Annotated in this window: 24 protein-coding genes; 13 read left to right on the forward strand and 11 right to left on the reverse strand. The window is 56.1% G+C overall.

The genetic code is table 11. The features are described from left to right. Positions 1–17: 17 nt before the first annotated feature. Entirely contained in the window at positions 18–1,772 is a 1,755-nt protein-coding gene (locus AC0J4F_RS12020; RefSeq protein WP_473026368.1) for a methyl-accepting chemotaxis protein, read from the reverse strand. Positions 1,773–2,358: 586 nt separating this feature from the next. Here AC0J4F_RS12020 and AC0J4F_RS12025 point away from each other — a divergent pair. Further along, positions 2,359–2,988, forward strand: coding sequence for a DUF1062 domain-containing protein (locus AC0J4F_RS12025; protein ID WP_473026369.1), 630 nt, complete (start codon positions 2,359–2,361; stop codon positions 2,986–2,988). Positions 2,989–3,145: 157 nt separating this feature from the next. Here the strand turns inward: AC0J4F_RS12025 and AC0J4F_RS12030 are convergent, their stop codons facing one another. Together AC0J4F_RS12030 and AC0J4F_RS12035 are read right to left on the reverse strand one after the other, a co-directional pair. Continuing rightward, positions 3,146–4,138, reverse strand: coding sequence for a Tim44 domain-containing protein (locus tag AC0J4F_RS12030; RefSeq protein WP_473026370.1), 993 nt, complete (start codon positions 4,136–4,138; stop codon positions 3,146–3,148). 217 nt (positions 4,139–4,355) lie between these two features. After that, positions 4,356–7,940, reverse strand: coding sequence for a hydantoinase B/oxoprolinase family protein (locus AC0J4F_RS12035; protein WP_473026371.1), 3,585 nt, complete (start codon positions 7,938–7,940; stop codon positions 4,356–4,358). Positions 7,941–8,196: 256 nt separating this feature from the next. On the opposite strand from AC0J4F_RS12035, the gene AC0J4F_RS12040 reads away from it, so the two are divergent. The 8 genes from AC0J4F_RS12040 to arsH all read left to right on the forward strand — a co-directional run bounded on the left by AC0J4F_RS12040 (position 8,197) and on the right by arsH (position 14,827). Then, positions 8,197–9,372 carry a glycosyltransferase family 87 protein gene (locus AC0J4F_RS12040; RefSeq protein ID WP_473026372.1) on the forward strand — a complete coding sequence of 392 codons (1,176 nt, stop codon included), beginning with the start codon at positions 8,197–8,199 and terminating at the stop codon, positions 9,370–9,372. Positions 9,373–9,806: 434 nt separating this feature from the next. Further along, entirely contained in the window at positions 9,807–10,805 is a 999-nt protein-coding gene (locus AC0J4F_RS12045; RefSeq protein WP_473026373.1) for a TRAP transporter substrate-binding protein, read from the forward strand. Positions 10,806–10,875: 70 nt separating this feature from the next. Continuing rightward, on the forward strand, positions 10,876–11,433 hold the full coding sequence (locus tag AC0J4F_RS12050; protein WP_133946235.1) for a TRAP transporter small permease: 558 nt from the start codon (positions 10,876–10,878) through the stop codon (positions 11,431–11,433). Further along, positions 11,433–12,737, forward strand: a complete 1,305-nt coding sequence (locus AC0J4F_RS12055) for a TRAP transporter large permease (RefSeq protein WP_133947574.1) — start codon at positions 11,433–11,435, stop codon at positions 12,735–12,737. The genes AC0J4F_RS12050 and AC0J4F_RS12055 overlap by 1 nt, the downstream gene beginning before the upstream one ends. 34 nt (positions 12,738–12,771) lie before the next feature. Continuing rightward, positions 12,772–13,308 carry a winged helix DNA-binding protein gene (locus AC0J4F_RS12060; protein ID WP_133946237.1) on the forward strand — a complete coding sequence of 179 codons (537 nt, stop codon included), beginning with the start codon at positions 12,772–12,774 and terminating at the stop codon, positions 13,306–13,308. A gap of 68 nt (positions 13,309–13,376) precedes the next feature. Next, the gene (locus AC0J4F_RS12065) at positions 13,377–13,712 is read left to right on the forward strand and encodes a metalloregulator ArsR/SmtB family transcription factor (RefSeq protein ID WP_133946240.1); all 336 of its coding nucleotides are present in this window, start codon (positions 13,377–13,379) and stop codon (positions 13,710–13,712) included. Position 13,713: 1 nt separating this feature from the next. Beyond that, positions 13,714–14,127: an arsenate reductase (glutaredoxin) gene (arsC, locus tag AC0J4F_RS12070; RefSeq protein WP_133946242.1), complete on the forward strand. Its 414-nt coding sequence runs from the start codon at positions 13,714–13,716 to the stop codon at positions 14,125–14,127. After that, a complete protein-coding gene (arsH, locus tag AC0J4F_RS12075; protein ID WP_133946244.1) occupies positions 14,120–14,827 on the forward strand; it encodes an arsenical resistance protein ArsH in 708 nt (235 codons plus the stop codon). Before arsC ends, arsH begins: the two co-directional genes overlap by 8 nt. A gap of 10 nt (positions 14,828–14,837) precedes the next feature. Here the strand turns inward: arsH and AC0J4F_RS12080 are convergent, their stop codons facing one another. Together AC0J4F_RS12080 and AC0J4F_RS12085 are read right to left on the reverse strand one after the other, a co-directional pair. Beyond that, positions 14,838–16,340: a putative bifunctional diguanylate cyclase/phosphodiesterase gene (locus tag AC0J4F_RS12080; protein ID WP_473026374.1), complete on the reverse strand. Its 1,503-nt coding sequence runs from the start codon at positions 16,338–16,340 to the stop codon at positions 14,838–14,840. Continuing rightward, positions 16,282–16,983 carry a hypothetical protein gene (locus tag AC0J4F_RS12085; RefSeq protein WP_473026375.1) on the reverse strand — a complete coding sequence of 234 codons (702 nt, stop codon included), beginning with the start codon at positions 16,981–16,983 and terminating at the stop codon, positions 16,282–16,284. Before AC0J4F_RS12085 ends, AC0J4F_RS12080 begins: the two co-directional genes overlap by 59 nt. Before the next feature lie 325 nt (positions 16,984–17,308). Between AC0J4F_RS12085 and AC0J4F_RS12090 the strand changes: the two genes are divergently transcribed. The 3 genes from AC0J4F_RS12090 (at position 17,309) to AC0J4F_RS12100 (ending at position 19,598) form a co-directional block, all read left to right on the forward strand. Then, positions 17,309–18,001, forward strand: coding sequence for a J domain-containing protein (locus AC0J4F_RS12090; protein ID WP_133946246.1), 693 nt, complete (start codon positions 17,309–17,311; stop codon positions 17,999–18,001). Then, entirely contained in the window at positions 17,998–18,759 is a 762-nt protein-coding gene (locus tag AC0J4F_RS12095) for an N-acetylmuramoyl-L-alanine amidase (RefSeq protein ID WP_473026376.1), read from the forward strand. Before AC0J4F_RS12090 ends, AC0J4F_RS12095 begins: the two co-directional genes overlap by 4 nt. A 344-nt stretch (positions 18,760–19,103) precedes the next feature. Next, complete coding sequence (locus AC0J4F_RS12100; RefSeq protein WP_055672177.1) at positions 19,104–19,598, forward strand: lytic transglycosylase domain-containing protein; 495 nt, start codon at positions 19,104–19,106, stop codon at positions 19,596–19,598. A 79-nt stretch (positions 19,599–19,677) separates the two neighbouring features. Here AC0J4F_RS12100 and AC0J4F_RS12105 read toward each other — a convergent pair whose 3' ends face one another. Continuing rightward, positions 19,678–20,340 carry a pyridoxamine 5'-phosphate oxidase family protein gene (locus AC0J4F_RS12105; protein WP_473026377.1) on the reverse strand — a complete coding sequence of 221 codons (663 nt, stop codon included), beginning with the start codon at positions 20,338–20,340 and terminating at the stop codon, positions 19,678–19,680. A gap of 82 nt (positions 20,341–20,422) precedes the next feature. Between AC0J4F_RS12105 and pdxR the strand changes: the two genes are divergently transcribed. Beyond that, positions 20,423–21,892 carry a MocR-like pyridoxine biosynthesis transcription factor PdxR gene (gene pdxR / locus AC0J4F_RS12110; RefSeq protein ID WP_473026378.1) on the forward strand — a complete coding sequence of 490 codons (1,470 nt, stop codon included), beginning with the start codon at positions 20,423–20,425 and terminating at the stop codon, positions 21,890–21,892. A gap of 19 nt (positions 21,893–21,911) precedes the next feature. On the opposite strand, the gene AC0J4F_RS12115 is transcribed toward pdxR, so the two are convergent. The 5 genes from AC0J4F_RS12115 to AC0J4F_RS12135 all read right to left on the reverse strand — a co-directional run bounded on the left by AC0J4F_RS12115 (position 21,912) and on the right by AC0J4F_RS12135 (position 26,284). Continuing rightward, on the reverse strand, positions 21,912–23,510 hold the full coding sequence (locus tag AC0J4F_RS12115) for a Na/Pi cotransporter family protein (RefSeq protein ID WP_473026379.1): 1,599 nt from the start codon (positions 23,508–23,510) through the stop codon (positions 21,912–21,914). Positions 23,511–23,642: 132 nt separating this feature from the next. Continuing rightward, positions 23,643–24,296, reverse strand: a complete 654-nt coding sequence (locus AC0J4F_RS12120; RefSeq protein WP_473026380.1) for a 3-oxoacid CoA-transferase subunit B — start codon at positions 24,294–24,296, stop codon at positions 23,643–23,645. Next, positions 24,296–24,949 (reverse strand): CoA transferase subunit A, encoded by a 654-nt coding sequence (locus tag AC0J4F_RS12125; RefSeq protein WP_209174268.1) that lies wholly within the window; start codon positions 24,947–24,949, stop codon positions 24,296–24,298. Before AC0J4F_RS12125 ends, AC0J4F_RS12120 begins: the two co-directional genes overlap by 1 nt. Before the next feature lie 128 nt (positions 24,950–25,077). Beyond that, on the reverse strand, positions 25,078–25,662 hold the full coding sequence (locus AC0J4F_RS12130) for a TetR/AcrR family transcriptional regulator (RefSeq protein ID WP_473026381.1): 585 nt from the start codon (positions 25,660–25,662) through the stop codon (positions 25,078–25,080). Between the two features lie 52 nt (positions 25,663–25,714). After that, complete coding sequence (locus AC0J4F_RS12135; RefSeq protein WP_409692986.1) at positions 25,715–26,284, reverse strand: carboxymuconolactone decarboxylase family protein; 570 nt, start codon at positions 26,282–26,284, stop codon at positions 25,715–25,717. Positions 26,285–26,362: the final 78 nt, after the last annotated feature.

Here is a 26,362-nt window from a genome sequence, read left to right on the forward strand (position 1 = left end):
CAGGCGGTCGGGCGGTCTCAAGCCGCCCGGAGATGCCCAAGAAAATCCTCAAGGCTTGTTTGGACCGTGTTGATCTGAGTTGCGACGAGCTCAACACCACCCACGACATCTTTCAGTTTTTCACCGGAAGCCTCGGCCGAGCGGTTCACCTGGGTAATGTTTTCCGAAATCTCCGTGCTGCCATGGGCCACTTCCGAGGCGTTCTTGGCAATCTCAGATGTCACCGCGTCTTGTTCTTCAATGGCTGAGGCAATTCCAGCGATCTTGTCGCGGACATCTGTCATGGACCGGACCACATCTTGGATGGAAACCGAGCAGGAGGCCGCTCCGGACTGGACACCGGTCAGCTGCGTGCCGATCTGTTCGGTCGCTTGGCCGGTTTGGGTGGCCAGGGCTTTGACTTCCGACGCAACGACCGCGAACCCTTTTCCGGCTTCTCCGGCACGGGCCGCTTCGATCGTGGCATTCAAGGCCAGCAGGTTGGTTTGACCGGCAATGTCCGTGATGAGCTTAAGCACATCATTGATCTCACTTGCTGCAGCCGACAGGGACGAGACGGTTTCTTCCGAGGTTTCAGCTTGTTTGGAGGTCTGGTCAGTTGACGTGTTCGCTAAGGTCACCTGCCGGGCAATCTCCTGAATTGAAGCGGCAAGTTCTTCGGCGGCTGATGCGACAGACTGGACGCTGGCCGTGGATTGTTCAGCGGCTGCGGCGACTGTATGCGAGCGATTGATCGTATCGGAACTCATTTGAGCAAGATCATCCGCGTGCACCGATAGTTTTTGTAAGGCCGATTGAACCTCCGAGCAGCTGGTCATCATCACCCGCTCCAGTTCGTCCGCCAAACGCAAGCGCGTTTCCCGCCGTTCCTCAACAGCGCGCTCTTCTTCTTCGCGTGCTTGAGCCTGTAGCCGTTGCATTTCAATGGTGTTTTGCCGGAAGACTTCAAAAGCCTCGGCAACCGCGCCAATCTCGTCGCGCGACCTGACTTTGACTGAAACGTCCGTGTCGCCATTGGCCAGGCTTTTCAGGCCGTTAGAGACCTCCTTCAACGGCACAGCAATACCGAAACGCGCATAAAGGACCGAGCCGGTCACACAGAGACCAAGAGAGATGATGGCTGTCCAGATGATCTGCTGAAAGGCCTGTTTTTCATGGGTTTCTGCAGCCTTGGCTGCTGCCAGAGTAAATTGCTCGATTTCCTGAAGTAGGGCGATCAACTCCCGGTCAAGACGTTCCTGTTCTTCCTCCAGGGTGAGGACGATCGCAGCTGCCGCGGCCAAGTCTTCTGCATCTATGTAATGCAGGACTTCGTCAACGTGTGACTTGTATTGGGCGTATTCGGCTTCGATCCGTTTGAGTTGATTGAGGGCACTTTCAAACTCTGTCCTTTCAATCTCCGAAGCGGCATTGTCCAGGGCATATTTAGCCAGATCCTCAGCCTTCAGGATTTCGTCAGCGACCTGGACCTCAAGTTTCAAGATTGCAGCTTTGACATCGCCAATTGCGTGTTTCTCTTCGCCAGCTTCCAGACCGGAAAGCCGCATGAGACGTTCGACGAGGGCAGCTTGTTCCAGCTGATGGTTGGTAACGTGACTGATCGCTGTGGTCAGCGGAATGTCTTTTTCGGCGATATTTGTAAGTTCCTTGCCGATCATGGCCATTTGATAAACAGATACAGCTGCCACCACAACGAGCCCAAAACAAAGAAAAGCGACCAGTCCAAGTATTTTGGTTGCAACCGTTGCGGATACCTGACGTGAAAGTGCCATCGCAGAATCTCCTGCGCCAATTGAAAAGAAGTTCCTTAAAACGCTACGTAAGTTTCCGTAGATTGATGCTGATCAGTTGAAGAAAGGGTAAATTTTACCGTTCAAAGAAAAAGTTTTACAATTTATGATAGAATTCACGGTGACGAAACTACAAAAATTCAATCCTGTGAAAATAAGGTGAGCGAGTTGCTGGCGTTGAAGTTTCTATGAAAACACCTGCGCTTCCGGTGCCAACGCCAAATCCACCGGTCCGCAATCGCGATCGAGTGCTGTGGTGAAGCGCAAGGCAACTCACGCTTGCGCGCCACGTTCTCATGACTTAGGACGTCCTCAACCTTCATCTTCGGGACGATTTGTTTTGCCAATACGTTAACCGGTCTTCGATCCTTTTGCCGTGTGCGTCCGCACACGATTGTTTTGACACGTTCGTCAAACTGGCGGATCGGGACCGGTGTGGTTTGGCCAAACCGTATCTGATGTTTCGATACGCCATCCTTCCAACTTTGCCAGCCAAATGACCGGGCGCGGCCTGCCGCGCGATGCCTGACCCCCGTTTGCGAACTTCCGGAAGTGGAAGATCCCAAACATGTCGTCTCTTATCAGGGTTGAATGGACCCTTGTCTGTAAGGCGCGGTTGACCGTCGCACGTCCCTGTGGGCGGTGCGGTCAACTTCGTCACTTCGCCTCGACAAATAAGTTCCGGCTCAATGCTAATGGAAGCCGTCTGGATGCCTGGCTTATTTATGCGTGCCAGTCCTGCGGCCATCGCTGGAACCGCGAGGTGATGAAACGGAAACCCGTCTGCGCCGTACCTTCGGACCTCTTGTCAGCATTGCAGGCAAACGACCAGATGCTGGCGGAAACATTGGCGGCCAATCTTGGAGGTCACCCAAGCGGCCCAAGCAAACCGTCTGACTTCGAGCTGCAGAGGCGGGTGGTTCCGAGTAGAGCTCAGGCCGACGGGAGAGCAGCTGTTTTGTGCATTCGAAATCCGGGCAGGGTGCCGGTTCGTCTGGACCGTGTCTTATCCAACGGGTTGGGCCTGCCGAGACGGAACATCAAACGTCTTGTCACAAATGGCGAGCTCATGGCCTCTGGAGGGTCCCGGAACACGTTTCGCAAAGCCTTGCCGCCGTATCTGGAGTTAATGATCAACACCGAGGACCGTGCCTTGATTGATGCCTTGTTCGCGGGGTGCAGCAAGCCAACAGGCTAAGTCTCGGATTCTGAAAGGTGTCTGCAAGGGTATATGAAAGAACAAGGCCGCCCGTGAGGGGCGGCCTTCGACGCTTGCGGTTCACCCGCGCCATACGCCAACCGGGAAACGGCTGGCAGTGTCTTGCCTCTTAAACGGAGAGCTGGCTGTTTGTGCCTTAACCGGTGCCCTGGATGGCAGACAGCAGCCAGTCACCGCCGGAGCTGCGGACAAAGGTCCACACTTCCGTGCTTTCGGAAGGCGCGTCAGGATCTCCGGAAATCACATCATCGCTGTCCCGTTTGGCGATGTAATCGACTGCGCTGTAGCGCAAGGCGACTGTTACATAGTCCTTGCCGTCTTCATGCCAGGCTTCGGCAACATCGCCCTGAAGCAGTTTGAGATCCGAAACGACGTTCTTTTTGCCGGCCGAGGCAAGTTCACCCAGCTCTTCGGCCAAGTAAGACATGGCTTCCGGGGTCGCCAGCTGTCGCAGCGCGGCGTAGTCTTCGCGGCTGTAGGCGGACTGAACTTCGCTGAGCATCTCCTCAAACCGGTCAAGGTCTGCTGCCGTTGCCTCGTAAGGCTGCGTTGCCGGGTGGGCAAAAGCCTGTGAGGCTGTGCCACTGGCGCCACCGCCGCCGAAGCTGAACGGAGCAGCTTTTGGTGCGTTCTGGTCCGACGCCCTTTCAAACGGGTTTGGTCCGGCAGTCGCCGGTTGTTGCCGTGAGCGGAAGAAGCGCATGGCGAGGCTGATCAGCAACACGATAAGGCCGACCTGCAGGATCAAGCCGAGAAACCCGGCGAAACCGCCGAGGCCACCGCCAAACAGCATTCCGACGAGGCCGCCAAGCATCAAGCCGCCGAGAAGCGCGCCGCCGAAGCCGCCAAAGAGGCCAGGGCGTTGCGCATTTGCTGCCTGTCCGCCAGCGCCTGGAGTGGTCCGCTGGGTCTGTGCAGGCTGGGGTGTCATGGAACGCTGAACGGGAGCGGCCGTATCCGGTGCGGTTTTGGTCGTGGGGGGCGCGGAATAAGTTTTGCTGCCTCTGCTGCCAAAGCCACCAAACCCGCCCTTTCGGGCCTCGGCATAGTCAGTGGCGGCAAACATCGTGGCGATCGCAACGATCATGAAGGCTGTCGTCTTGCGCAGACGGCGGGCGGCAGCAGGCATTTTTGTCTCCTCTTGAGGGCCACTTTGGCCATGTGCTGCAGATGTAGGAAATCGGTGACCAATTGCCAGCGGCAACGCCGAAACTTTTGCGCCTTAGCCAGGGAATATTTGTGCTCAGCGAAACTGTAAGTTCCAGCTGGTGGAACCGGTGGCCAAGCTCGGTAACAAAAAGGGCGGGGATGATCCCCGCCCTCGAATGCACTGCTTTGGCAGACTGTTACGCTTTGCCCCAGCCGCCGGCTGTTGGGGTGATGACCGTCACGGCTTCACCCGGTTCCAGAATGGTCTGATCGCAGCCTTTGAGCTGTTGCACGGTGCCGTCGAGACGGCGGACTTCGGTGCGGCCGAGTTCCCCGTTCTCACCGCCTTCCATGCCTTTTGGCTCGATGGTGCGGTGGGATCCGAGGATCGCGCAGTCCATCTTCTCCAGGAAACGCAGGGTGCGCTTGGTGCCGTCACCCGCCGACCATTTACCCTTGCCGCCGGAGCCTTTGCGGATATGGAAATCCTCCAGAAGGACGGGGAATCGGAACTCCAGGACTTCCGGATCGGTCAGGCGCGAGTTGGTCATGTGCACATGAACACCGTCCGTGCCCTTGAAACCTGGGCCTGCCGGAGAGCCCGAGCAGATGGTCTCATAGTACTGATAGGTGTCGTTGCCGAAGGTCAGATTGTTCATCGAGCCTTGGCTGTTTGCCATTGCGCCAAGCGCTGCAAAGACGGCGTTGGTGACGTGCTGAGACGTCTCCACGTTGCCCGCAACAACGGCCGCCGGATAAGACGGGCGCAACATGCAGTCATCCGGGATGATGATGTTGATCGGTTTCAGGCAGCCGGCATTCATCGGAATGTCGCCGTCGACCATCACGCGGAAGCAATAGAGGATCGCGGCGCGGGTGACGGGTTCCGGCGCGTTGAAGTTGTTCGGTTTCACGGCGGAGGTGCCGGTGAAATCGACCGTTGCTTCACGCTTGTCCTTGTCGACTGTGATCTTGACCTTGATAACCGAGCCTTGGTCGGTCGGGTACTCGTATTCGGAGTCCTTCAGCGCTTCGATGACCCGCCGGACGCTTTCCTCGGCGTTGTCCTGAACATGGCCCATATAGGCCTGAACAACGTCCAGACCGAAGTGGGACACCATCTTCCGAAGTTCTTGTATGCCCTTTTCATTCGCTGCGACCTGTGCAGAGAGGTCGGCAACGTTCTGATGCGGGTTTCTGGCCGGATAGGCGTGGTCTGTCAGGAGATTGACGAGTTCTGCCTCGCAGAAGCGGCCCTGATCGACGAGCTTGAAGTTGTCGAACAGCACGCCTTCTTCGTCCACCTTGGTCGCGAGCGGGGTCATGGAACCTGGCGCAGAACCACCGACATCGGCGTGGTGACCGCGGGAGGCTGCCCAGAACAGGATCTCCTTGCCTGCATTGTCGAAGACGGGCGAGACGACGGTGATGTCCGGCAGGTGCGTGCCGCCATTATAGGGTGCGTTCAAGGCAAACACGTCGCCCGGCTTGATCTTGCCCTTGTTCAGCTTGATCACCGTTTCCACGGACCGGTCCATGGATCCAAGGTGCACCGGCATGTGCGGTGCGTTGGCGACCAGCGCGCCACTGGCATCAAAGACGGCACAGGAGAAGTCCAGGCGTTCCTTGATGTTCACCGAGTAGGCCGTGTTCTGCAGGGTCACGCCCATCTGTTCGGCGATGGACATGAAAAGGTTGTTGAACACCTCCAGCATGACGGGATCGGCGTGGGTGCCGATGGCGTCCGCCCGTTTCAGCGGGACGACCCGGTGCAGGATGACATGATCCTTGGCGTTGATCTCCGCCTGCCAGCCGTCTTCAACGGCGATGGTCGCATGCGGCTCGATGATCACCGCCGGGCCCATCACCTTCATGCCGGGCTTCAGGTTCTCACGCTTGAAAATGCCTGCATCATGCCACTGGCCTTCGGAGTAGATCCGTGTACCTATTGCGGCGGCTGGGACATCGGAGGCCAGAGTGAGGTCCGGCTCGACCAGGCCTGCGCCGCCGCCAGCGGTTTCCACCTCAAGAGCTTCGACCACAACCGGCTTGTTGTCATAGGCAAAGCCGAACTGCTTTTTGTGGGCGTCCTCAAAGGCCGCGCGCATTTCCTCGACCGTGCCGAGAAGGACAGGCAGGGGAGTGTCGGTGCCGTCATAGCGTAGATGTGCGGTCGCAACGGTTCGCCGGGCGTCTTCAGTTACGCCCTGTTTGTCGAGCTCAGCTTCTGTCTGGGCGCTTAGCTCCTTGCGCAGCGCATCCAGCTCAGGAAGCAGCTCTTCCGTCATTGTTTTCACAACAGCCTTTTGACGGTCTGCGCGAATGTCGGCGAGGCCCATGCCGTAGGCCGAGAGGATGCCGGAGAATGGGTGCAGAATGACCGTCTTCATGCCAAGGCTGTCGGCCACCTTGCAGCCTGTCTGGCCACCCGCGCCGCCGAAGCACGTGAGGGCATATTCGGTGACATCATAGCCGCGCTGAACGGAGATCTTCTTGATGGCATTCGCCATGTTTTCGACAGCGATCTTGAGAAAGCCGTCGGCAACTTCTTCTGGTGTCCGGCCATCGCCAATTTGCTCGGCAAGTGCGGCAAACTTCTCGCGCACCACGTCGCCATCCAGCGGCTGGTCCTGGTTCGGGCCGAAGATCTTCGGGAAGAATTCCGGCGCCAGTTTGCCGGTCATCAGGTTCGCATCGGTGACCGTCAAGGGACCGCCGCGGCGGTAACAGGCCGGGCCCGGGTTGGCGCCCGCACTGTCCGGACCGACCTGGAACCGGCCGTCCGCATAGTGGAGGATCGAACCACCGCCAGCTGCGACCGTGTGGATCATCATCATCGGCGCGCGCATGCGCACACCGGCAACTTCGGTTTCAAAGGCGCGCTCATAATCGCCGTCATAGTGGCAGACGTCCGTTGAGGTGCCGCCCATGTCGAAGCCGATGATCTTGTCGTATCCGGCCATTGCCGAGGTTTCGACAGCGCCGACAACACCGCCGGCCGGGCCGGACAGGATGGCGTCTTTGCCCTGGAACAGATCTGCGGCTGTCAGGCCGCCGGAGGACTGCATGAACATCAGCCGCGGGCCTTCACCCAGCTCTTCCTGAACCTGGTTCACATAGCGGCGCAGGATCGGTGACAGGTAGGCATCAACGATGGTGGTGTCGCCGCGGCCGACCAGTTTCATCAGCGGCGAGACTTCATGAGAGACCGAAATCTGCGGGAAACCTATTTCTTCAGCGATTTTCTTCAGAGCCTGCTCGTGGGCCGGATAGGCGTAAGCATGCATCAGGACGATTGCGATGGAACGGATCCCGGCGTCCCAAGCGGCCTGCATTTCGGTGCGGGCCTGTGCTTCATCAAGAGCCTGTTCGAGAGTGCCGTCAGCTTGAACGCGTTCAGAAATCTCATAGACGCGCTCATAAAGCAGTTCCGGCTTGATGATTTCCTTGGCAAAGATGTGCGGGCGGGCCTGATAGCCGATTTCCAACGCATCCCGGAAACCGCGTGTGATGAAGAGGGCCGTGCGCTCGCCCTTGCGCTCCAGCAGCGCATTGGTGGCAACGGTGGTGCCCATTTTCACGGTCGAGACCTTGTCGGACGGGATCGGTTGACCCTTTTCAACGCCGAGAAGTTCGCGAATGCCTTGAATGGCGGCGTCACGATACGCTTCCGGATTTTCTGACAGCACCTTGTGCGGATAAAGGGTTCCGTCCGGCGCGCGGCCAACGATGTCGGTGAATGTGCCGCCGCGATCGATCCAAAAGTCCCACTTGGCTGTCATTTTATCCCTCATCTTTATGTTTCCCTGCCGGCGATAGACCTGCCGGGCAGACGCGTTATCCGCGATCGATGGATTTATGCTGACATTTTATCGATAAAATGTCGATGAAAAAATCTGATTTTCTTTTACTCGGAATTTAAGGCTTGTTTTGTATGCGGTTTTTTAGGGATCCAAAACGCGGGACAACAAGCACATGAAGAGTACGGGTGGTTCAAACCCGCACACCGAGTCAGGCACATTCCGCTATGGATTGCGCATGAGTAATCCTGTGGCAGACAGTGTTCTTATGTTCACTCTGACTTTTGTTGGGGCTGTGCTCGTTCTGAGGTTCGGATTTGAAATAATAAAGATGGTCTTCGCGGAACGTCCGATGTTTCCGGACTTCGTTTGTTTCTGGTCTGCGGGTTTTTTTGCGATTCAGGGAACTGCTGTTGAGGCCTACAATTATGAGCTTTTGAATTCATTTCAGTTTGAAGAGTTTGGCCAAGGAGAACTACCGTTTCTCTACCCGCCGACATGGTTGATGGTTATCTCGCCATTTTCCATGTTGCCCTATCGGCCCTCGGCGATTCTGTTTGAGGCACTTCAAGTCATCGCGTTGGTGGTGGCTTGCAGGTATTTGCTGCGTGATCGGTCAATCCTCTGGATCCTGATTGTTTTTCCAACAGTGATCTCCGGAGTCATTCACGGGCAAAACGCTGTGCTCAATACCGCGCTTTTGGCCGGTGCACTCGGCGCACTGGATCGAGATCGGCCGGTTCTTGCCGGTATCCTGATTGGATTGCTGAGCTACAAGCCGCAATTGGGAATCTTGATTCCGTTTGCACTTTTGGCCGGTCGTGAATATCGCGCATTTGCATCAGCCGCCGTAACGGCCTTGCTATTTGCCGCCACTAGCTGGGTTGTCTTCGGGACAGAGGTCTGGCGCGCGTTTATTGAGACCATAGCGTTTGCCCGCGACTGGTTGGAAAGCGGCCATACTCCGGCGAACAAATACGCTTCCATTCTTGGTTGGTTACGCCAGTTCGGGGTCGGAAACACGGCTGGCATGATTGTGCAGGTTGGCTTTGCTTTGGCATCTTTCGGAGCCGTTATCTGGTCATGGCGTCAGGACCTGCCGATGACTATCAAGGGCAGTCTGTTGGTTATCGGGGCATGCCTCTCCACTCCTTATTTGCTGGACTATGACCTGGCTCTTCTGGTTATTCCTGTGTTGCTGCTTATTCAGCAGGGCAATGAGACCGGATATCTGAGTTTTGAGAAATTCAGCATTGCGCTCGCCGTGTTTAGCTTCCTTTTTACGAGCCTTTGGGGTGTCCAAATGCCTGTTACTGCGATCGGGGTGCCATCGATTGTTTTGTTTGCTCTCGTTCTGCGTCGCGCCGTTGTGGGGCAGCGGGCAGGTTTTGGCCGAACCAGCTGTCCTGCATGAGTCAAAATCATCTGCCGAGTATGACCACCATTGTATAGCCGATGTTCAGGTCTACGACCGATCTACCGGGCTGGATAATCACAGCACCACCCCTTACCAATCCCACGACGGTTATTCGCGAAGCCTCGGATGAAATTGCAGAGGTGAAAAGAAGAAGTACGAATGCGCGCTCTAGTGGAGTGGCTTTGTTTCATCTTTCATTGATTGCATTAATGCACCTGATTGTATCTCTTAGAAGTTGAGTTATTCCCCGGAAACCATCGTTTTTCAGTGCCTAGGAGATTTTTAGAAAGAATTTATCGATAAAATGTTGATGTTTTCTCTTTCCCGGATTAGCGTTTAAGTGGGAGCTATGGATGAGTGTTCACAGAAAGCGCCGCCATGCTGCCCTGCTCAGGTTCAAGAAACCCCTTTGCTTCTAAGAGGAGAACATCATGTTGAAGTCACGATCCCTGGCAAAGGCCGGGATGACGTTTGCCGCTGCTGCCGCTTTTGGCATGGCTGGCCTTACTGCCGCTGTTGCTGAAACCAAGTGGGATATGCCGACCCCCTATGGTGATGGCAATTTCCACACCCAGAACATCGCAGCATTCGCCGATGAAGTTGCCGACAAGACCGGCGGTTCACTGACAATTCAGCTTCACTCGGCTGGATCGCTTTTTAAGCACCCGGAAATCAAGAACGCTGTTCGCAAAGGCCTCGCACCGATCGGTGAAGTTCTGGTGTCTCGTCTTGCCAACGAAGATGCTGTTTTCGGGGTAGATTCTGTTCCGTTCCTCGCACCGTCCTATGACCAAGCCTGGAAGCTTTATCAGGCGTCGAAGCCAGCTCTCGAAGAAAAGCTCGCCGAACAAGGTTTGCAGCTTCTTTACACGGTGCCGTGGCCGCCACAGGGCATCTACGCCAAAAAAGAAGTCACCAAGGGCTCTGACCTGTCCGGTCTGAAGTTCCGCGCTTACAACGCAGCCACCGAGCGTCTTGCACTTTTGGCCGATGCCGTTCCGACGCAGGTTGAAGTGCCGGACATTCCGACTGCCTTTTCGACCGGTCGTGTCGAGGCCATGATCACATCCCCGTCCACCGGTGCCAATTCCAAGGCCTGGGACTTCCTGACCCATTATCATGATACTCAAGCCTGGTTGCCGAAGAACATGGTGATCGTCAACAAGTCTGCATTCGACGCACTGAGCGACGCCGAAAAGACTGCGGTTCTGGAAGCTGCAGCAACGGCTGAAACCCGCGGTTGGGAATCCTCCAAGGTTGAAACGAAGACTAAAACGACAGTTCTTCAGGAAAACGGCATCACTGTCGTTCAACCGAGCAGCGAGCTGATTTCCGATCTTGCTGCAATCGGTGAGATGATGGCCGCAGAATGGCAAGAGCAGGCTGGGGAAGATGGCGCTGCCATCCTGGAAGCCTACAAGGCCAACTAAGACTGGGAAGCGCCGGGCCTCAACTGCCCGGCGTTTTTCTTTCTGCTGCTGAAAATTTGGGGGAGAGCGGATGCGAAATGCGCTCAATGGATTGTACAAGACGGCAACGGTTTTGGCTGCCTGCTGCCTTGTGACAATCGCTCTACTTGTAACTCTTCAGGTTATGGGACGGTTGCTGGACGGTGCCCGCGGCCTGGTCGGCCTAGAGCCTCTGGGACTGTTGGTTCCGTCGCTTGCTGAAATCGCCGGGTTCTTTCTTGTCGGTGCATCTTTCCTGGCGCTTGCCGGAACACTACGCAATGGTGACCACATTCGTGTGTCCATTCTTTTGCAGGGTGTTGGCCCTACCGTTGCCCGTCTCCTCAATATCTGGGCCTTGGCCGTTGCTTTCGCTCTCGCCGCGTTTTTTACCTGGCACGCCTTGGCCCTGGTTCTGGACAGCTACCGCTACAACGAAGTGTCTTTCGGTATCATTCCGATTCCGCTCATGTATCCGCAGGCCGTCATGACACTTGGACTCTTCGTCCTTGCGATTGCGCTCTTCGATGATCTTGTCACGTCCTTGCGCGGACAGGCGCCAAGTTTCGAAACCGTCGTTCGCGACGACCCGATTGAAGGGAGCGAATGATGGATCTCTCTTTGCTTTCCTTCCTGCTTGGTCTGGGCATGCTGGCAGCCTTGGCGACGGGCATTTGGGTGGCCGTTGCGCTGTTTGCCGTCGCACTTGCAACAATGATGGCACTGGTGTCTGTGCCTGCCGGGCCAGTGATGGCAACGACGGTTTGGGGCGCCTCGCACCATTGGGATCTCACCGCCTTGCCGATGTTTATCTGGATGGGAGAAATTCTGTTCAGGTCGCGGTTGTCGGAGGACATGTTTGCCGGGCTTTCACCCTGGATGCGGAACCTGCCCGGCCGTCTTTTGCACGTGAATATCCTGGGCTGTGGAATCTTCGCAGCAGTATCCGGATCGTCTGCCGCCACCACGGCTACAGTAGGGCGTATGTCACTGCCGGAGTTGAAAGCACGCGGCTATGACGAGCGTATCGCGATTGGTACCCTTGCAGGCTCTGGGACGCTTGGATTGCTTATCCCGCCATCGATCATCCTGATCGTTTATGGCGCGGCCACAGAGCAGTCGATCGCTCGCCTTTTCATGGCGGGCGTGCTGCCAGGCGCCATGTTGTGCTTATTGTTCATGGGGTATGTGGCACTTTGGGCGCTGCTGAACCGTGACAAGATGCCGGCCAAGGAGGAAAAACTTCCGCTTTGGACGCAAATTAAGGCAACGCGCCGTCTCTTCCCGGTCGTCGGCCTGATCGTTGGTGTGATCGGTTCGATTTATGCGGGCCTTGCCTCTCCGACGGAAGCCGCGGCAATTGGCGTTGTGCTGGCACTTTTGTTGTCCTGGGTGTCCGGGACTTTGAGCCGAAAGAGCTTTGCCGATGGTTTGTTGGGCGCAACACGCACATCTTGCATGATCGCTTTCATCCTGGCAGGGGCCGCGTTTTTAACCGTTGCGATGGGGTATACAGGCATCCCGCGTGAGCTGGCCTCCTGGATCGGCGGAATGGACATGTCGCCTTACGTGCTTCTGATCGCGTTGACCCTCTTTTTCGTGGTCCTTGGCTGCTTCCTGGACGGGATTTCCGTTGTTGTTCTGACAACATCCGTGATCCTGCCCATGGTGGAGCAGGCGGGCCTCGATCTGATCTGGTTCGGGATCTATCTGGTGCTTGTCGTTGAGATGAGCCAGATCACGCCACCGGTCGGCTTCAACCTGTTTGTTCTTCAAGGCATGACGGGTCGGAATATCTTCTCCGTTGCGCGTATGGCCTTGCCGTTCTTCTTGTTGATGATTTTGGCCCTGGTTCTGATTGTCGCATTCCCGGGATTGGCCCTGTGGTTGCCTCAGACGATGTTGAGCAATTAAAAGGGCATTTCAGAACAACTTGAGAGAACGATAAATGACTGAGCGGCCGAAACCCAACACCGATGCCCAAATTGGTCCAGTGGTTTCGGCCGCTCATCTTGCATCCGGCGCTATGCCGGCCCTGTCGGAAATCGAGTTTGCCGTGACCATGATGGTCAACGCCTATCATCGCTGGATGGTCCGGTGCATGGCTGCCAGTGGCTCGGAGGGCCTTGGTCCGCTTGATGTCCTTGTTCTACACTCGGTCAATCACCGTGGGCGGGCCAAGACACTGTCCGATATCTGCTTGGTCCTGAATATCGAAGACACGCATACGGTGACCTACGCGCTCAAAAAACTTGAGAAAGCCGGACTGATTACCTCTGGTCGGCGCGGCAAGGAAAAAACCGCTGAGATCACACCTGAAGGCGAGACTGCCTGTATGGAGTATAGACGGCTGCGGGAAGCGCTTCTGGTCGAGCCCATGAAAGCGCTTGGGTTGGATGAGAGTGAACTCTCCCGGCTTGCCGCAACCCTCCGCCTTGTTTCCGGAAACTACGACCAAGCCGCCCGCGCCGCAGCTGCCATGTAAAAAAGGTTCTGCGGGCAGGACGCAAAATTTCTGTTTTCATACTACAATAATTCTTGTAGTATCGAATAATGAAATCAGATGACGCAATCATGGCGCTTGGGGCTCTTGCCCAGGAAGATCGGCTGGCAGCTTTTCGGCTGTTGATGATGGAGGGAGACCAAGGTCTTCCGTCCGGCGCAATAGCCGAGCGCCTTGATGTTGCGCCCACCAGGATGTCCTTCCATCTGGCAACTTTGGAAAAAGCCGGGCTTTTGAACACGCGCCGGGAAGGGCGGCATGTCCATTACTCCGTCGACTATCTGAGGATGCGATCCTTGCTTGGATTTCTCATCGAAGACTGTTGCGGCAACAATCCCGATATCTGCTGCTTTCCGATCAGCGCCCCCAATCAGGAAACACACTAATATGACCATCACCATTTACCACAATCCGAAATGTGGGACGTCCCGGAACACGCTGGAGATGATCCGCAAGGCTGGCGTTGACCCGGTCGTGATCGAATATTTGAAAACGCCGCCATCCCGCGAAGAGCTGGTGAATTTGATCGCAAGAATGGAGATTTCAGCCCGCGATTTGCTCCGTCAGAAGGGGACACCTTTTGATGAACTGGGGCTTGGCGATGAGAAATGGACTGATGACCAATTAATCGACTTCATGATGGAGCACCCGATTCTGATCAACCGGCCTATCGTCGTGAGCGACAAGGGTGTCCGGCTCTGCAGGCCCTCTGAAAGGGTCGTCGATTTGCTTCCGGCCGATATCGGCGCATTCACAAAGGAAGATGGGCAAGTGGTCAACGCTGAGAGCACAAATGTTTGACGGCAAACCTGAGGACCTCCCGAATGTGAGCTTTGCGGACATCATGCCCGTTACCGCTGGAAAAGTGGATCAGGCGGCAGCATTCGATCACCCGCCGCGCATACTGCTTCTCTATGGATCTTTGCGGGAGCGGTCATATAGCCGATTGCTGGTTGAAGAAGCTGCCCGCCTGTTGACGGCTTTCGGGGCAGAAACCCGGATCTTCAACCCTTCAGGATTGCCGTTGCCAGATGATGCCGATGCAAGCCATCCAAAAGTGGCTGAACTGCGGGATCTGAGCATTTGGTCGGAGGCTCACGTTTGGTGTTCGCCCGAACGCCACGGAGCGATGACGGGCATCTTGAAAACTCAAATCGACTGGATCCCGTTGAGCACCGGTGCCGTCCGTCCAACACAAGGCAAAACACTAGCTTTGATGCAAGTCTCGGGTGGGTCCCAGTCTTTCAACGCTGTCAACCAGATGCGGATCCTTGGCCGCTGGATGCGCATGGTCACGATACCGAACCAATCCTCGGTTCCGAAGGCGTATACCCAGTTTGATGATGACGGACGCATGCTGCCATCACCACTCTACGACCGTGTTGTGGACGTCATGGAAGAGCTGATGAAGTTCACACTATTGGTGCGCGGGCGGTCTGACTATTTGGTGGATCGATATTCTGAACGTAAGTCTGATCGGCAGAAACAGGGAGCAGCCTGACCAAACTGTATCAGGAACCTTGAACAGCGACCGGTGCTTCAAAGGAAGCGTCGGTCGGTAAACTGTTACTGCTTTCCACGTCAGATTTCTCAGGTTTTACGACGGCTTTCCGCGGTTCGCTCGAATTTGTGGCAGGGTCTGGACCCGGTTTTGCAGATTGCCTTGCCCATGTCTTTTTCACTGAGCGAATCTTGGCTGTCATATCGGCTTGAACGGTTTCATGAACCTTTACATCATCAGGTTTGCCGTAAAGATACCCTTGGATCAGATCGCAACCGGCGGCGCGAAGCAAAATGGCTTGCTCTTCTGTTTCAACACCTTCTGCGGTGATGGTGACATTCAAAGACCTGCCAAGACCGACGATTGACGTAACAATTGCATCGGTGCTCGCGTCCTTGCCAAGATCTTGGATGAAGGCCTTGTCGATCTTGATCTTGTCGAACGGGAACAGGCTCAGATAGCTGAGCGATGAGTAACCGGTCCCGAAGTCGTCCATGGCGATTGAAACGCCCATATCCCGGATTTGCCGGAGCGTGTGGACGACGGAATCAGTATTGGAAATGAGCAAACTCTCGGTGATTTCAATTTCAAGGCGTTTCGGGTCCAGGCCTGAGGTCTGAAGGGCGCGCGCCACGCGCTTTTGTATGTCGCCGGCTGCGAACTGGGCAGGTGACATGTTGATTGCTACCCGCCGATTGGAGTTGGGCCACAGCGCAGCTTCCCTGCAAGCTTGCTCCAAGACCCAATTGCCTATGTCTTCGATCAGGCCTGTGTCTTCTGCAATCGGAATAAATGAATCCGGGCGCATCATGCCCTTGGTGGGATGCTCCCAGCGGATCAGTGCTTCATATCCCTTCAATGAGCCATCACTGAGCGCATATTGAGGCTGATACTTGAGTTTCAACTGATCGAACTTGAGAGCTTTGACCAGACCCTGTTCGATCTCCTTTCGTTTCTGAGCTTCCGCGTCCAGGTCCTGTGTGTACCAGCAGAACGTGGATCGACCTTCGTGTTTCGCGCGGTAAAGAGCCAGATCTGCGCAGTGAAGCAAACGTGAGGAGCGCCAAGATCCATCGGTGGCCCGCGCCAGTCCGATGGACAAGGATATTTTGATTTCCCGGCCGTCGATATTGCAGGGCGGATCCGTCGCACTGATCATGTCAGCTGCCAAACGTGTCATGCGGCCTGTATCCGAGACCGAGGTGAGCATTACGGCGAACTCGTCCCCTGACAGACGGGCAACCAGATGCCCGCTGAAGACCGATTTCAAACGGTCCGCAATGATCTGCAGAAAAACATCCCCAATCCCGTGTCCATGGGTGTCGTTGATTTCCTTGAACTTGTCCACGTCGATGATCATGACACCGATGTTCGATGCCTTCGCCTGGGCAAAACGGAGCGCTTCACTCAAACGTGCATTGAATACGGCCCGGTTTGGCAGCCCGGTTAACGTGTCATGATGGGCAAGGTACTGAATGTTTTTGCTGGTCTGCAATTGTTCGCGAAAGCGCATCCAGAGCAGAATGCCGGCGAACAAAAAGGATATGAGACACAAGCCTCCGATCGCCGCACTCACTGAAAAGAGCAGGGGGGGCAAGGCTTTTCATGATGGTCGCTGTGCTCACCAAGGCAATCAGACTGCGTGAATTCGCATCCTTGGCCGGATACACGATGACCGCTTTGTTCCCGAATTGCCCGACTGTATTCATGTCGGGAATGGCCAGAATTCGAGGTGAACTCAAAGCCGCGACCTTTGCATCCGTCAGTGTCTGCGGCGCCAGGAAGAGGTTTTTCTCTTCCCAATCGGGTGATGCCCAGGCAGCAGATTGCGGCCCTTCGCGGGTTTCCATGGCAGATGGCAATATGGAAAAGTGAAGGACCCCGGCGGGCGCATGACCGGATTTCAACGAATTCTGTAACGTATCGACTTGTTCGTGATACGCGTTTGATCGCCCATCACTTGTCAACGTCATACGCAGGCCATCGAGGGTCTGCGGCAGGACTGCTGTGTCCCGGACTTCACGCGGTTGTAACGTGTCGTAGACCGTATCTGCCCACGCAGCATAGGTCTGTTCCAGGCCCTTAACCAGGAGCCAATGGGTCAATAGCCGATTGCTCGCGTAGACGCCTGCAGCCAGAAGGATTACCAGCGACATGGATATCAAAAATATAACAATGTTACTTCTGACAAATGACGTGGCCATCCAGCTCGGCACCATTTCGGATAAACGGTTGCACCAAAGTAGGGCAAAAGTCTTTAACCATCATGAATCAGTGTTGTTTTCCAATCGTTCCAAAGGCCGCGCCAAACAAAGCAGGAAGCGATGAGACTGGAGTCCGCAGAATGGATAGGCTTCAGGGCCCAGCTAGCCAAAACCATCATGTGCAGTTAGAAGACTTTTTGTACCCGACCCCGGCGATTCCTGCTGCTCCGGGTTGGAGCTGAATGATCGGCAATCGAACCCTCAAGGGAGTTTACGTGTGAGCGTCTGGAGCAGCATCGGGAGCATTGTCGGTGCAATTGGATCTGGCGGTGCGCAGATTGTCGACAGGCTTGTGCAGCTCGTTTTGGCACGGCCAGAGGGAGCAAATACAGTCGGTTTTACAGTCGCGATGATCGCGCTTTCGGCAAAGATGGCCAAGGCTGACGGTGTTGTAACGGCCGATGAAGTTATTGCTTTTCGAGAACTCTTCGATGTTCCGTCGAACGAGGAAAAAAACGTCGCACGGCTGTTCAATCTTGCCCAAGAAGATGTTGCCGGTTTCGATGTTTACGCGAAGAAGCTCGCCGACCTTTTTCCCTATGATCGCAAAACCCTGCTCGATATTCTGGATGGCCTTTTTCACATTGCCAAAGCTGACGGCGTCGTGCACCAGAGCGAAATAAGCTACCTTTCGGAAGTGGCTAAGGTTTTTGGGCTGGATGAGCGAGAGTTTTCCAAAGTTCTTGCCCGCCATGTCCGTAAAGACGGTGATCCGTATGAAGTGTTGGGGATAGGTGCGCAGGCCAGTGATGCTGAATTGAAAGCTCACTACCGGCGGGAAGTTCAAGAAACCCATCCTGACCGGCTTATCGCCCGTGGAGTCCCGGAGGAATTTGTCCGGATCGCCAATGACCGCCTGGCCGCATTGAATGAGGCATGGGCGCAGATTTGCGCGGAAAGGGGCATATGAGCGTTGCGACTGATACCGGCGTCAAAGCACGAGTTCGTCCTTCTCCCAACCATGGAGACCGTGCGGCGGATGCGCCGATTGATATGCTGATCCTGCACTACACTGGCATGCAGACCGGGGAAGAGGCTCTACAACGATTGTGTGATCCGCGTTCTGAGGTCTCCGCACATTATGTCGTTCAGGAAGACGGCTCCATTTTGCAATGCGTCCCGGAAGCCCGGCGCGCCTGGCATGCCGGGAAGAGTTTTTGGAAGGGCGAGCGGGACATCAATTCCAGGTCGATCGGCGTTGAAATGGTCAATCCTGGACATGAATTCGGTTATCGGTCCTTCGCCGAGCCTCAAATAGAAGCGGTCATTGCGCTTTGTGCTGACGTGTGTGCCCGGCATCAAATCCATCCGTGGATGGTGCTGGCCCATTCCGACATCGCTCCAAGCCGCAAAGAAGATCCAGGTGAATTGTTCCCGTGGGACAAGCTGGCTGCTGCCGGCGTTGGTCATTATGTGGCGCCAGAACCTATTGGTTCCGGGCTCTTCATGCAGGAGGGTGAAGAAGGCCAGCCCGTTGAAGCGTTGCAGTCCATGCTGGCGCTTTATGGATACGAAGTCGACATCAATGGCCGTTTTGACTGCCGCACGCGCGAGGTGGTGACGGCCTTTCAGCGCCACTTCCGGCCCGAGAAAGTTGACGGCGTGGTGGACGCTTCAACCATCGAAACGCTTCACAACCTTCTATCCAAGCTACCGTCGTTGAAATAGGTCTGGCTGAAACAAGTTTTGTGTAGTTCGGATGAGGCCCATTTCCGTCCGTTAATCCTTGATGAAAGTGCCGGGCACAATTTGCACAACTGTGCCCCGGTTTGGTCTGCGATGTGTCACAGCTCTGACACAAACTGCAGACTCTTCTGATGTTGCGATGCACAAATCAGTAAAATTCTGAAATATATTGTAATAATTCGTGATTTTGCAGTGCAAAATTTCGTCCCATAGCTCGGTCATTCCTCCGCTCCGAAAATCTTTCACCAATAACCAAACGGGCTGGACGAATGTTACGGTCGATTAAAATAGCTACTGGGGCGCTGTGTGTTTTCGCCCAAACTCTCATGATCCCGGCGCAAGCCATCGCTGCTGATCCGCGGACTGTGCTCAATGAATACGGTGGCAACCGCAGTGTTGCATCGCTTTCCTCAGGCGCCAAAGCCACTAAGACGGGAAGTCCCCGCAAAGACAAATATGCGTCTCTCATCCGCAAGGCAGCCAAAAAGCACGGCGTGCCGATCAAGATCGCAAAGGCGGTTGTCGAGGTTGAGAGCAACTTCAATTCACGGGCACGCGGGGCTGCCGGCGAAGTCGGCCTGATGCAAATCAAGCCGGCGACAGCGCGCGGTATGGGCTATCGCGGATCTACAAAGGCGCTCTACCACCCAGAAACCAATCTCGAATGGGGAATGAAATACCTCGCAGGCGCACATGATCGGGCCAACGGCGATCTGTGCGGAACCATTCTGCGCTACAACGCTGGTCACTATGCTAAGCGGATGAACCCGATCAGCCGCCGTTATTGCAAGAAAGTGCAGCGGATCCTAGCGTCCAGCTAACTTGTGACAGGGCGGTCACTCGTGGGCATTTAAAACCCCGTTGCAGGCGCAGCGGGGTTTTTCTTTTTTGGCCTGTAGATCAGGCGAATTTCTGCCGTGCTGCCCGTATGGAGGCGGGAGGCTCTATGTCGTCCGGCACATCCGCTGCGGCATAGGGCTGGCCGAAACCTGTCGCGACTGGAACTATTCCGGCCCAGATGTCCGTGCCGACATCAATCGGATCGTCGACCGGAGGGCCTGTCCGTACCTTGGTACTCACGTGCTCCACATCGAGAACCAACACACCGGTGGCTTTCAGTTCCTTTTGCAACATCTCGCGGCATTCCGCCCACCGGCCCGGAGCCATGTGATCTGTAATGGCCGCAAGGGCGATATTCTTTTCCTCAAGATCTTCGACGAGACGCGCGGTGCCATGAACGATCACGCACCGGAAGTTCATGGAGTGATGGAAAGCGGATCGGCCAAACACCAGACCGTCCAACAGGGTTACCTCAAGGCTTGCAGGGACACCGGCCTTGTTATCCTTGATAATCCGGGTGGTGCTGGCCCCATGAATGTAGAGCTTGTCGTCGATGCGTGCGTAGACCATCGGGATGACCATTGGGCGGCCTTCATGGATGAAGCCGCAGTGCCCGACGAGACCGGCATCCAGAATTTCGTTTGCCAGATCCTTGTCGTACCCGCCCCGGTTCATTTGCCGGATTTTGGCGTAGGGGGGCAGATCGGGTTTTTCGTGTTTCATCGTGTTCTTCTCGGATCGCGTTCTTGTGTATGCCGGTTATGATCGATAATCTGGCTCCATAGAAAGGTCCGGTTTTGAAAAAATGAAAGTACCAGAACTGCTCGAAGGTGTCTGTGACCTGGACCGGTCATCGTCTGTTCCACTAAGCCAGCAGATTTACAGAGCGTTGCGCGAGGCGGTCGGGCAGGGGCGCTTGAAAGCGGGCATGCGTTTGCCATCGTCCCGCAGTTTTGCGCAGCAGCAAGGTATCTCGCGGAACACGGTCAACACGGCCTATGAGCTGTTAAAGGCAGAAGGGATCGTAGAGGTGAGCGTAGGCGTTGCGCCAGTAATTGTTGGCGGCACCTTACCTGAAGGCGCCAAAATACAAAGCGGCAACACTGTGCCTCTGCGCGGGCTTTCCAAACGGGGGAACCAGCTCGCGAGGAACCTGCGTGGCGACAGCTGGGGTCAGCGCCATGAAGCGCTGCAGCCGGGTGCGCCTGCATTGGATATCTTTCCCTATGAAAACTGGGCACGCTGTTTGCGCAGAGCTGTGCGAACAGTTCGGTCGTCCGATCTGCTCTATCAGCATCCATCGGGTTATCCGGCTTTGAAAGCGATCCTTGCGGACTATCTCGCAAGTGAGCGCGGCGTCCGGGCAACAGCGGTCCAGATCCTGATCGTTCCCTCAATGCAGGCGGCGCTTGCGGGCATTTCCCAGGCTCTCTCAGATCCTGGCGATACGGCCTGGATTGAGGACCCGGGCTATATGGGTGCGCGGACAGCCTTTCATGGGGCAGGATTGAACATCCGGGGTTTGCCGGTGGATGAGTATGGGGTTCTGCCGGATGGCCTCGAGAATGAAAGCCCACACCCACGGCTGATCTATGTCACCCCCTCTCATCAGTATCCGTTCGGGGCCCGGTTGCCGCTCGCCCGGCGGCTCGCCTTGATCGAGAATGCGTCCCGCATGGGCGCGACAATTCTCGAAGATGATTACGACAGCGAGTTTCTGTTCGAAGGCCGCCCGGTTGCCGCTCTTCAAGGGCTCGCAGGGGGGGGAGAGGTGATCTATCTCGGCACCTTTTCAAAGAGCCTGTTGCCGGGGCTTCGGGTGTCTTATGCCGTTGTGCCGGAGGACCTGAGTGGTCCTTTGGCGGGTGTTTTCCGGAACATGGGGCAGCTGGCCAATGTGCATGCCCAGATCGCGCTCGCCGACTTCATCGACAGCGGGCATTACCGGGCGCACCTGAAACGTATCCGGTCCGTCTACCAACAACGGGGCAACGACCTCGTCGTGGCGCTCAAAGAAGAACTGGGCAATGCCGTGTCTGTCGAGCCGCCGCTCGGCAACGTGCAGGTGACTGTCCGCTTTAACGAAGACTTGGATGATCGGAAGGTCGCGCGCGGCATGCAAGCCCGCGGTTTTTCCGTCTCACCATTGTCCGTCTGTTATCTGGATGCAGCACCTGAGCCTGGATTGATTATCGGATTTGCCGGGGCAACGGAGGATCAAATTCGTGGCGGCGTTCGGGCGTTGTCCGACCAATTGAGCGTGCGCCGAGGCTGAAGCCAGATCGGATATGTGGTCAGGTTTTATCCAACTCCATCTCAAGACGCGCGTCGGTCTTGGGAGCCTCGCCGTTCCTTCCATCCACGAGATGCACCGAGATCCGCCATAGATGATAGGTGGACCGATGCAGCCAGCGGATACTGTCGACACGGGCGATGGCCTCTTCCAGACCAATCTGATCGTTGGCGGCCTGGTTCAAGGTGTTTTCCCGGGTGAGCCGGCGTTCTTCTCGAAATGCCTGCCGAAGCGCATCAAATTCGGCGGGAAGGGCAGGGTCCACGTTAGCGTCATTGAAACGTCCCGAGAGGCCGGAAAGCTGATGTCCGAAACGGGAGAGGTGCTCTGTTGTTCGGATCGTCTCGATCCGGTCGCTCTGGCGGAGCCGGTCGGTCAGCCGGTCCATATGATCCAGTGCGTGCAGGAGGTGAATGTGGTCTGTATTGGCGGCCGGATCTTCCGGCCCGGTCTTAATGCGATCCAAATAGGACCGCATCGATGTGTTCGTCTGTTCAAAGGCATCAATAGAAACCGGCGGTATTTCCCTTGGCTCCGACCCAAGCACATCTGAGACCGCTTCTAATAGCAGTTTCGCCTGGTCTTGCAGGGCTGCGCGCGCGGCATCCAAAGCGGCTTCCGGGTCTTTCAAGAGGCGATCATCCAACCGCTCGGCCGGGTCTTCTCCCTTGGACGGGATTAGCCAGATTATCAACCGCGCGAAGTGCTTTGTCACGCCAACGACAGCCAAGACACCGATGAGATTAAACACTGTATGGAAACCGACCAGCGCAATCTGGGGGTCTATGTGCGGCCCTGCGGCCGCGTAGAGCCAGCCAAGCGGAACAAGGAGGCAAAACGCGATCAAACCGGTCATCAGATTATAAACGACGTGCGCAAATCCTGTGCGGCGGGATGCGACCGATCCGCCGACGGTTGCGAGCGCTGCGGTCGCTGTGGTTCCAACGTCCATCCCAATGACAAGGGCGGCAGCCTGCGGGAAGGAAATTGCTCCAATCGTCAGGGCTGCCAGTGCTGTTGCAACACCTGCGCTTGAGGATTGGGTGATGAGCGTAATCACCACTCCGATCAGGACCAGTTGAACGCGTCCAAGAAAGGTGTCGCCGGGAAAATCATCCGGAGTGATCCGGCCTTCCAGAATGGAAAAGCCCTGGGTCAATGTATCAATGCCGACGAACAGAAGGCCAAACCCGGCAATGGCCAACCCGAATGGTTGCCAGCGGCCACGGCCGAAAAGCTGCAAAAGAACACCGAAAAAGATCAAAGGCTGCGCGAGCAGGCCGATCTTGAGCTTGAAGCCGAGGAGGGCGACCATCCAGCCCGTAATCGTGGTGCCGATGTTTGCCCCGAAGATGACGCCAAGGGCCTGCGGAAACGTCATCAGCCCTGCACTGACGAAACCAACGGTCGCGACGGTGGTCGCACTTGAAGACTGCAACAAGGCTGTTGCCAGTGCGCCGGAGAGGGCGCCGGTTGCGGGCGTACTTGTTGAGTTTTGAATGTACTGGCGGAGCCGGTTTCCCGCGAGCTGGCGCAATCCCCGGGTCATGAGGTGCATGCCCATAAGAAACAGGCCGAGCCCGCCAAGGACGGTTATCACGGATTGAATCATGCCCCGAATTTAGGGGTGTTCCGAGCCGCCTCGCATCTGAAGATATACCTATAACCCTGACCTGGACTGCAACGCCGCCGATGTCTAGTCGTGTTGCCGTCCAGGGCGGCAGTTGGTTGTTCAGGCGAGCTTCATTTGCGGCACGTCGCCCCGAATGATCAGGCTGGCTTCTGTTGCCGAAATGACATCATCGACGCTGGCACCTGGCCCGACTTCTTTCAGGAGAAGTCCATCTTCTGTTGGTTCAATCACGGCCATTTCCGTGACGATCAGGCTGACCCGGCGCTGGGCTGTCAGCGGCAACTGGCATTCGTGAAGGATCTTCGGTTTGCCCTTCGCGGTATGAACCATGGCAACGATCACGTTCTTTGCACCGGCGACCAGGTCCATTGCGCCGCCCATGCCCGGCACCATCTTTCCCGGGATCATCCAGTTTGCCAGAAAACCCCGTTCATCGACCTGAAGACCGCCGAGTACAGTCGTGTCGAGATGGCCTCCGCGGATCAGGCCGAAACTCATGGCGCTGTCAATGGAGGCTGCGCCCGGAACCGCGGTGACGAACCCACCGCCTGCATCTGTGAGGTCGGGATCCTCCATGCCTTCGGGTGGCCGTGCTCCTAGCCCGATCACACCATTTTCCGCCTGGAAGAAGACGTGCACTTCTTTCGGCAGATAGTTGGCGACCATTGAGGGCAGGCCGATCCCGAGATTGACCAGCGTGTCCGGCTGGATTTCCTGCGCAACCCGGCGGGCGATGATTTCCTTGGCATCCATCAGTGAGCCCTCTCCAACAGGTGATCCACCAGAATTCCCGGGGTCTTGACGGAATCCGGCGAAATGACGCCGACCGGGACGATCGTTTGGGGTTCGGCAATCACGGTCGCACCGGCCATGGCCATGATTGGGTTGAAGTTATGCGCGGTCAGCGAATATTCGAGGTTGCCGACATAATCGGCCTGATGCGCGGCAATCAGCGCAAAATCCCCGCCAAGCGGTTCTTCCAGGAGATAGTCCTTGCCGTTGACCGTAACGGTTTGCTTGCCGTCTTCTACCAATGTTCCGATGCCAGTGGGGGTCAGAATACCGCCAAGTCCAACACCGGCAGCACGGATCCGCTCCACCAGCGTGCCTTGAGGAACGAGATCCACCTCGATCTCTCCGGAAATCATCTTCTGCTGTGTTTCAGGATTGAGGCCGATATGCGAAGCGATCACTTTGGACACACAGCCGGAGGTGACCAGCTTGCCGATGCCTTTGCCCGGCATGGCCGTGTCGTTGGCGATCACGATCATGTCTTTGGCACCGCGTGCGACCAGTGCATCTATCAGCCGATGCGGCGTTCCGACACCCATAAAGCCGCCGATCAGCAATGAAGAGCCGTCCGGTATCATTTCGGCAGCTTCCGCCGCCTTGACCGCATGTTTCATAAATGCGTCCCCGCGAGCTTGTTTGGTTGCTCGAAGGTTACCGGTTTCGTCCGGCCTTGCAAATGAAGATTGTGCGACGCACCAGCGCTACTGGCCTGAATGATATGACAAGTCTGGGCTTGGAGTGGTCAAGGCTTCTGGGACAGAGCATTCAGAGACTGGGCCGCACATTCGGCCGCAGACTGGATCGAACTGCCATCGTGTCCCGTACGCGCCATGGCATTGAGACCAAGTAGTATGGTCAGAACATAAGCTGCCAACTCGCGTGAACGGTCCAAAGAGAGGTCTGGATCGGTAAGCAGGCGTTCGGTGAGCCGGGCTTCCAACTGTGCCATACGCTCCGAAACGGCTTCAGACGCTTCAATCTTGGACGTACTTGTGCCTGCGGATGACAGCAGTAAACACCCGCGGAACGGGTTTTCCGACATGAAACGCCCGACGTGCCGCAAAAAACTTGCAACGCCCTCAAGCGCTGTTGCTGCTCGTTCCAGATTGGACAGGCCCGGTTCCGTGACACCACTCCAGTATCGGTCCATCACGGTTTGGAAGACGTCGTCCTTGCTGCCGAACGACGCATAGAAACTGCCGCGCTTGATGCCGACAGCCGACTGAAGGTCGTCTACAGATGTTCCGCCATAGCCCTTTGTCCAGAACACGTCGACAAACGCGTTCATTGCGGCATCTTCATCAAAACTCTTCGGTCTTCCTGCCATACCCAATCATCAGGTTGCGGCCCGGCCGACAAAATACCGGCCGGGCACGGGATTATTCTGCAGCTTCGCGGGCCGGTGGTGTCCATGCAAATTTTTCGAACACCTTGTCGACCGGCGTTTCTGCCAAGTGATTGACATAGTTCGACATGACCTTCTGGGCCAGCCCAAGAATGATATCGAGCACATTGCGTTTGGTGAAGCCGGCATCAAGGAAGGTTTGAACATCGGCGTCACTGACATGCCCGCGTTGACGCACAACCTTCAGCGTGAAGTCGCGAAGGGCTTCCAGACGCGGATCCGCCAGCGGTGTGTTGTCGCGCAGCGCATCAATCACGTCCTGCGGCACTTTTTGCATGTGTGCAATTCCAGTGTGAGCCGGAACACAGTAGTGGCACTCGTGCTCGACGTTGATGGTCAACCAGACGACGTTTTGTTCGACCGTTGAGAGGCTGGTCTGCTGGAACAGCTCATGAAGCTTTTGATAGGCCTCAAGGTGTTGCGGCGATTCAGACATCACGGCGTGCAAGCCCGGAATCCGGCCAAATGCCTTTTCAGATCTTTCCAGAAGTTCAGCGCCGCCTTCCGGGGCTGTTTCTTTGGTGTGCAATTGAAAGTCAGTCATTGAATTCTCCATCAAGTGGCGCGATTGCCAGACCACAGATAGGTATTCTGTACTCAGTAGTCAAAAATAGATTTGTTG

The organism is Roseibium sp. R5 (assembly GCF_055755305.1).

Bases quoted from the DNA above. Each gene is read 5' to 3' on its own strand.
- AC0J4F_RS12020 (WP_473026368.1), bottom strand. From the start codon at position 1,772: ATGGCACTTTCACGTCAGGTATCCGCAACGGTTGCAACCAAAATACTT.
- AC0J4F_RS12025 (WP_473026369.1), top strand. From the start codon at position 2,359: ATGTCGTCTCTTATCAGGGTTGAATGGACCCTTGTCTGTAAGGCGCGG.
- AC0J4F_RS12030 (WP_473026370.1), bottom strand. From the start codon at position 4,138: ATGCCTGCTGCCGCCCGCCGTCTGCGCAAGACGACAGCCTTCATGATC.
- AC0J4F_RS12035 (WP_473026371.1), bottom strand. From the start codon at position 7,940: ATGACAGCCAAGTGGGACTTTTGGATCGATCGCGGCGGCACATTCACC.
- AC0J4F_RS12040 (WP_473026372.1), top strand. From the start codon at position 8,197: ATGAGTAATCCTGTGGCAGACAGTGTTCTTATGTTCACTCTGACTTTT.
- AC0J4F_RS12045 (WP_473026373.1), top strand. From the start codon at position 9,807: ATGTTGAAGTCACGATCCCTGGCAAAGGCCGGGATGACGTTTGCCGCT.
- AC0J4F_RS12050 (WP_133946235.1), top strand. From the start codon at position 10,876: ATGCGAAATGCGCTCAATGGATTGTACAAGACGGCAACGGTTTTGGCT.
- AC0J4F_RS12055 (WP_133947574.1), top strand. From the start codon at position 11,433: ATGGATCTCTCTTTGCTTTCCTTCCTGCTTGGTCTGGGCATGCTGGCA.
- AC0J4F_RS12060 (WP_133946237.1), top strand. From the start codon at position 12,772: ATGACTGAGCGGCCGAAACCCAACACCGATGCCCAAATTGGTCCAGTG.
- AC0J4F_RS12065 (WP_133946240.1), top strand. From the start codon at position 13,377: ATGAAATCAGATGACGCAATCATGGCGCTTGGGGCTCTTGCCCAGGAA.
- arsC (WP_133946242.1), top strand. From the start codon at position 13,714: ATGACCATCACCATTTACCACAATCCGAAATGTGGGACGTCCCGGAAC.
- arsH (WP_133946244.1), top strand. From the start codon at position 14,120: ATGTTTGACGGCAAACCTGAGGACCTCCCGAATGTGAGCTTTGCGGAC.
- AC0J4F_RS12080 (WP_473026374.1), bottom strand. From the start codon at position 16,340: ATGCGCTTTCGCGAACAATTGCAGACCAGCAAAAACATTCAGTACCTT.
- AC0J4F_RS12085 (WP_473026375.1), bottom strand. From the start codon at position 16,983: ATGTCGCTGGTAATCCTTCTGGCTGCAGGCGTCTACGCGAGCAATCGG.
- AC0J4F_RS12095 (WP_473026376.1), top strand. From the start codon at position 17,998: ATGAGCGTTGCGACTGATACCGGCGTCAAAGCACGAGTTCGTCCTTCT.
- AC0J4F_RS12100 (WP_055672177.1), top strand. From the start codon at position 19,104: ATGATCCCGGCGCAAGCCATCGCTGCTGATCCGCGGACTGTGCTCAAT.
- AC0J4F_RS12105 (WP_473026377.1), bottom strand. From the start codon at position 20,340: ATGAAACACGAAAAACCCGATCTGCCCCCCTACGCCAAAATCCGGCAA.
- pdxR (WP_473026378.1), top strand. From the start codon at position 20,423: ATGAAAGTACCAGAACTGCTCGAAGGTGTCTGTGACCTGGACCGGTCA.
- AC0J4F_RS12120 (WP_473026380.1), bottom strand. From the start codon at position 24,296: ATGGATGCCAAGGAAATCATCGCCCGCCGGGTTGCGCAGGAAATCCAG.
- AC0J4F_RS12125 (WP_209174268.1), bottom strand. From the start codon at position 24,949: ATGAAACATGCGGTCAAGGCGGCGGAAGCTGCCGAAATGATACCGGAC.
- AC0J4F_RS12130 (WP_473026381.1), bottom strand. From the start codon at position 25,662: ATGGCAGGAAGACCGAAGAGTTTTGATGAAGATGCCGCAATGAACGCG.
- AC0J4F_RS12135 (WP_409692986.1), bottom strand. From the start codon at position 26,284: ATGACTGACTTTCAATTGCACACCAAAGAAACAGCCCCGGAAGGCGGC.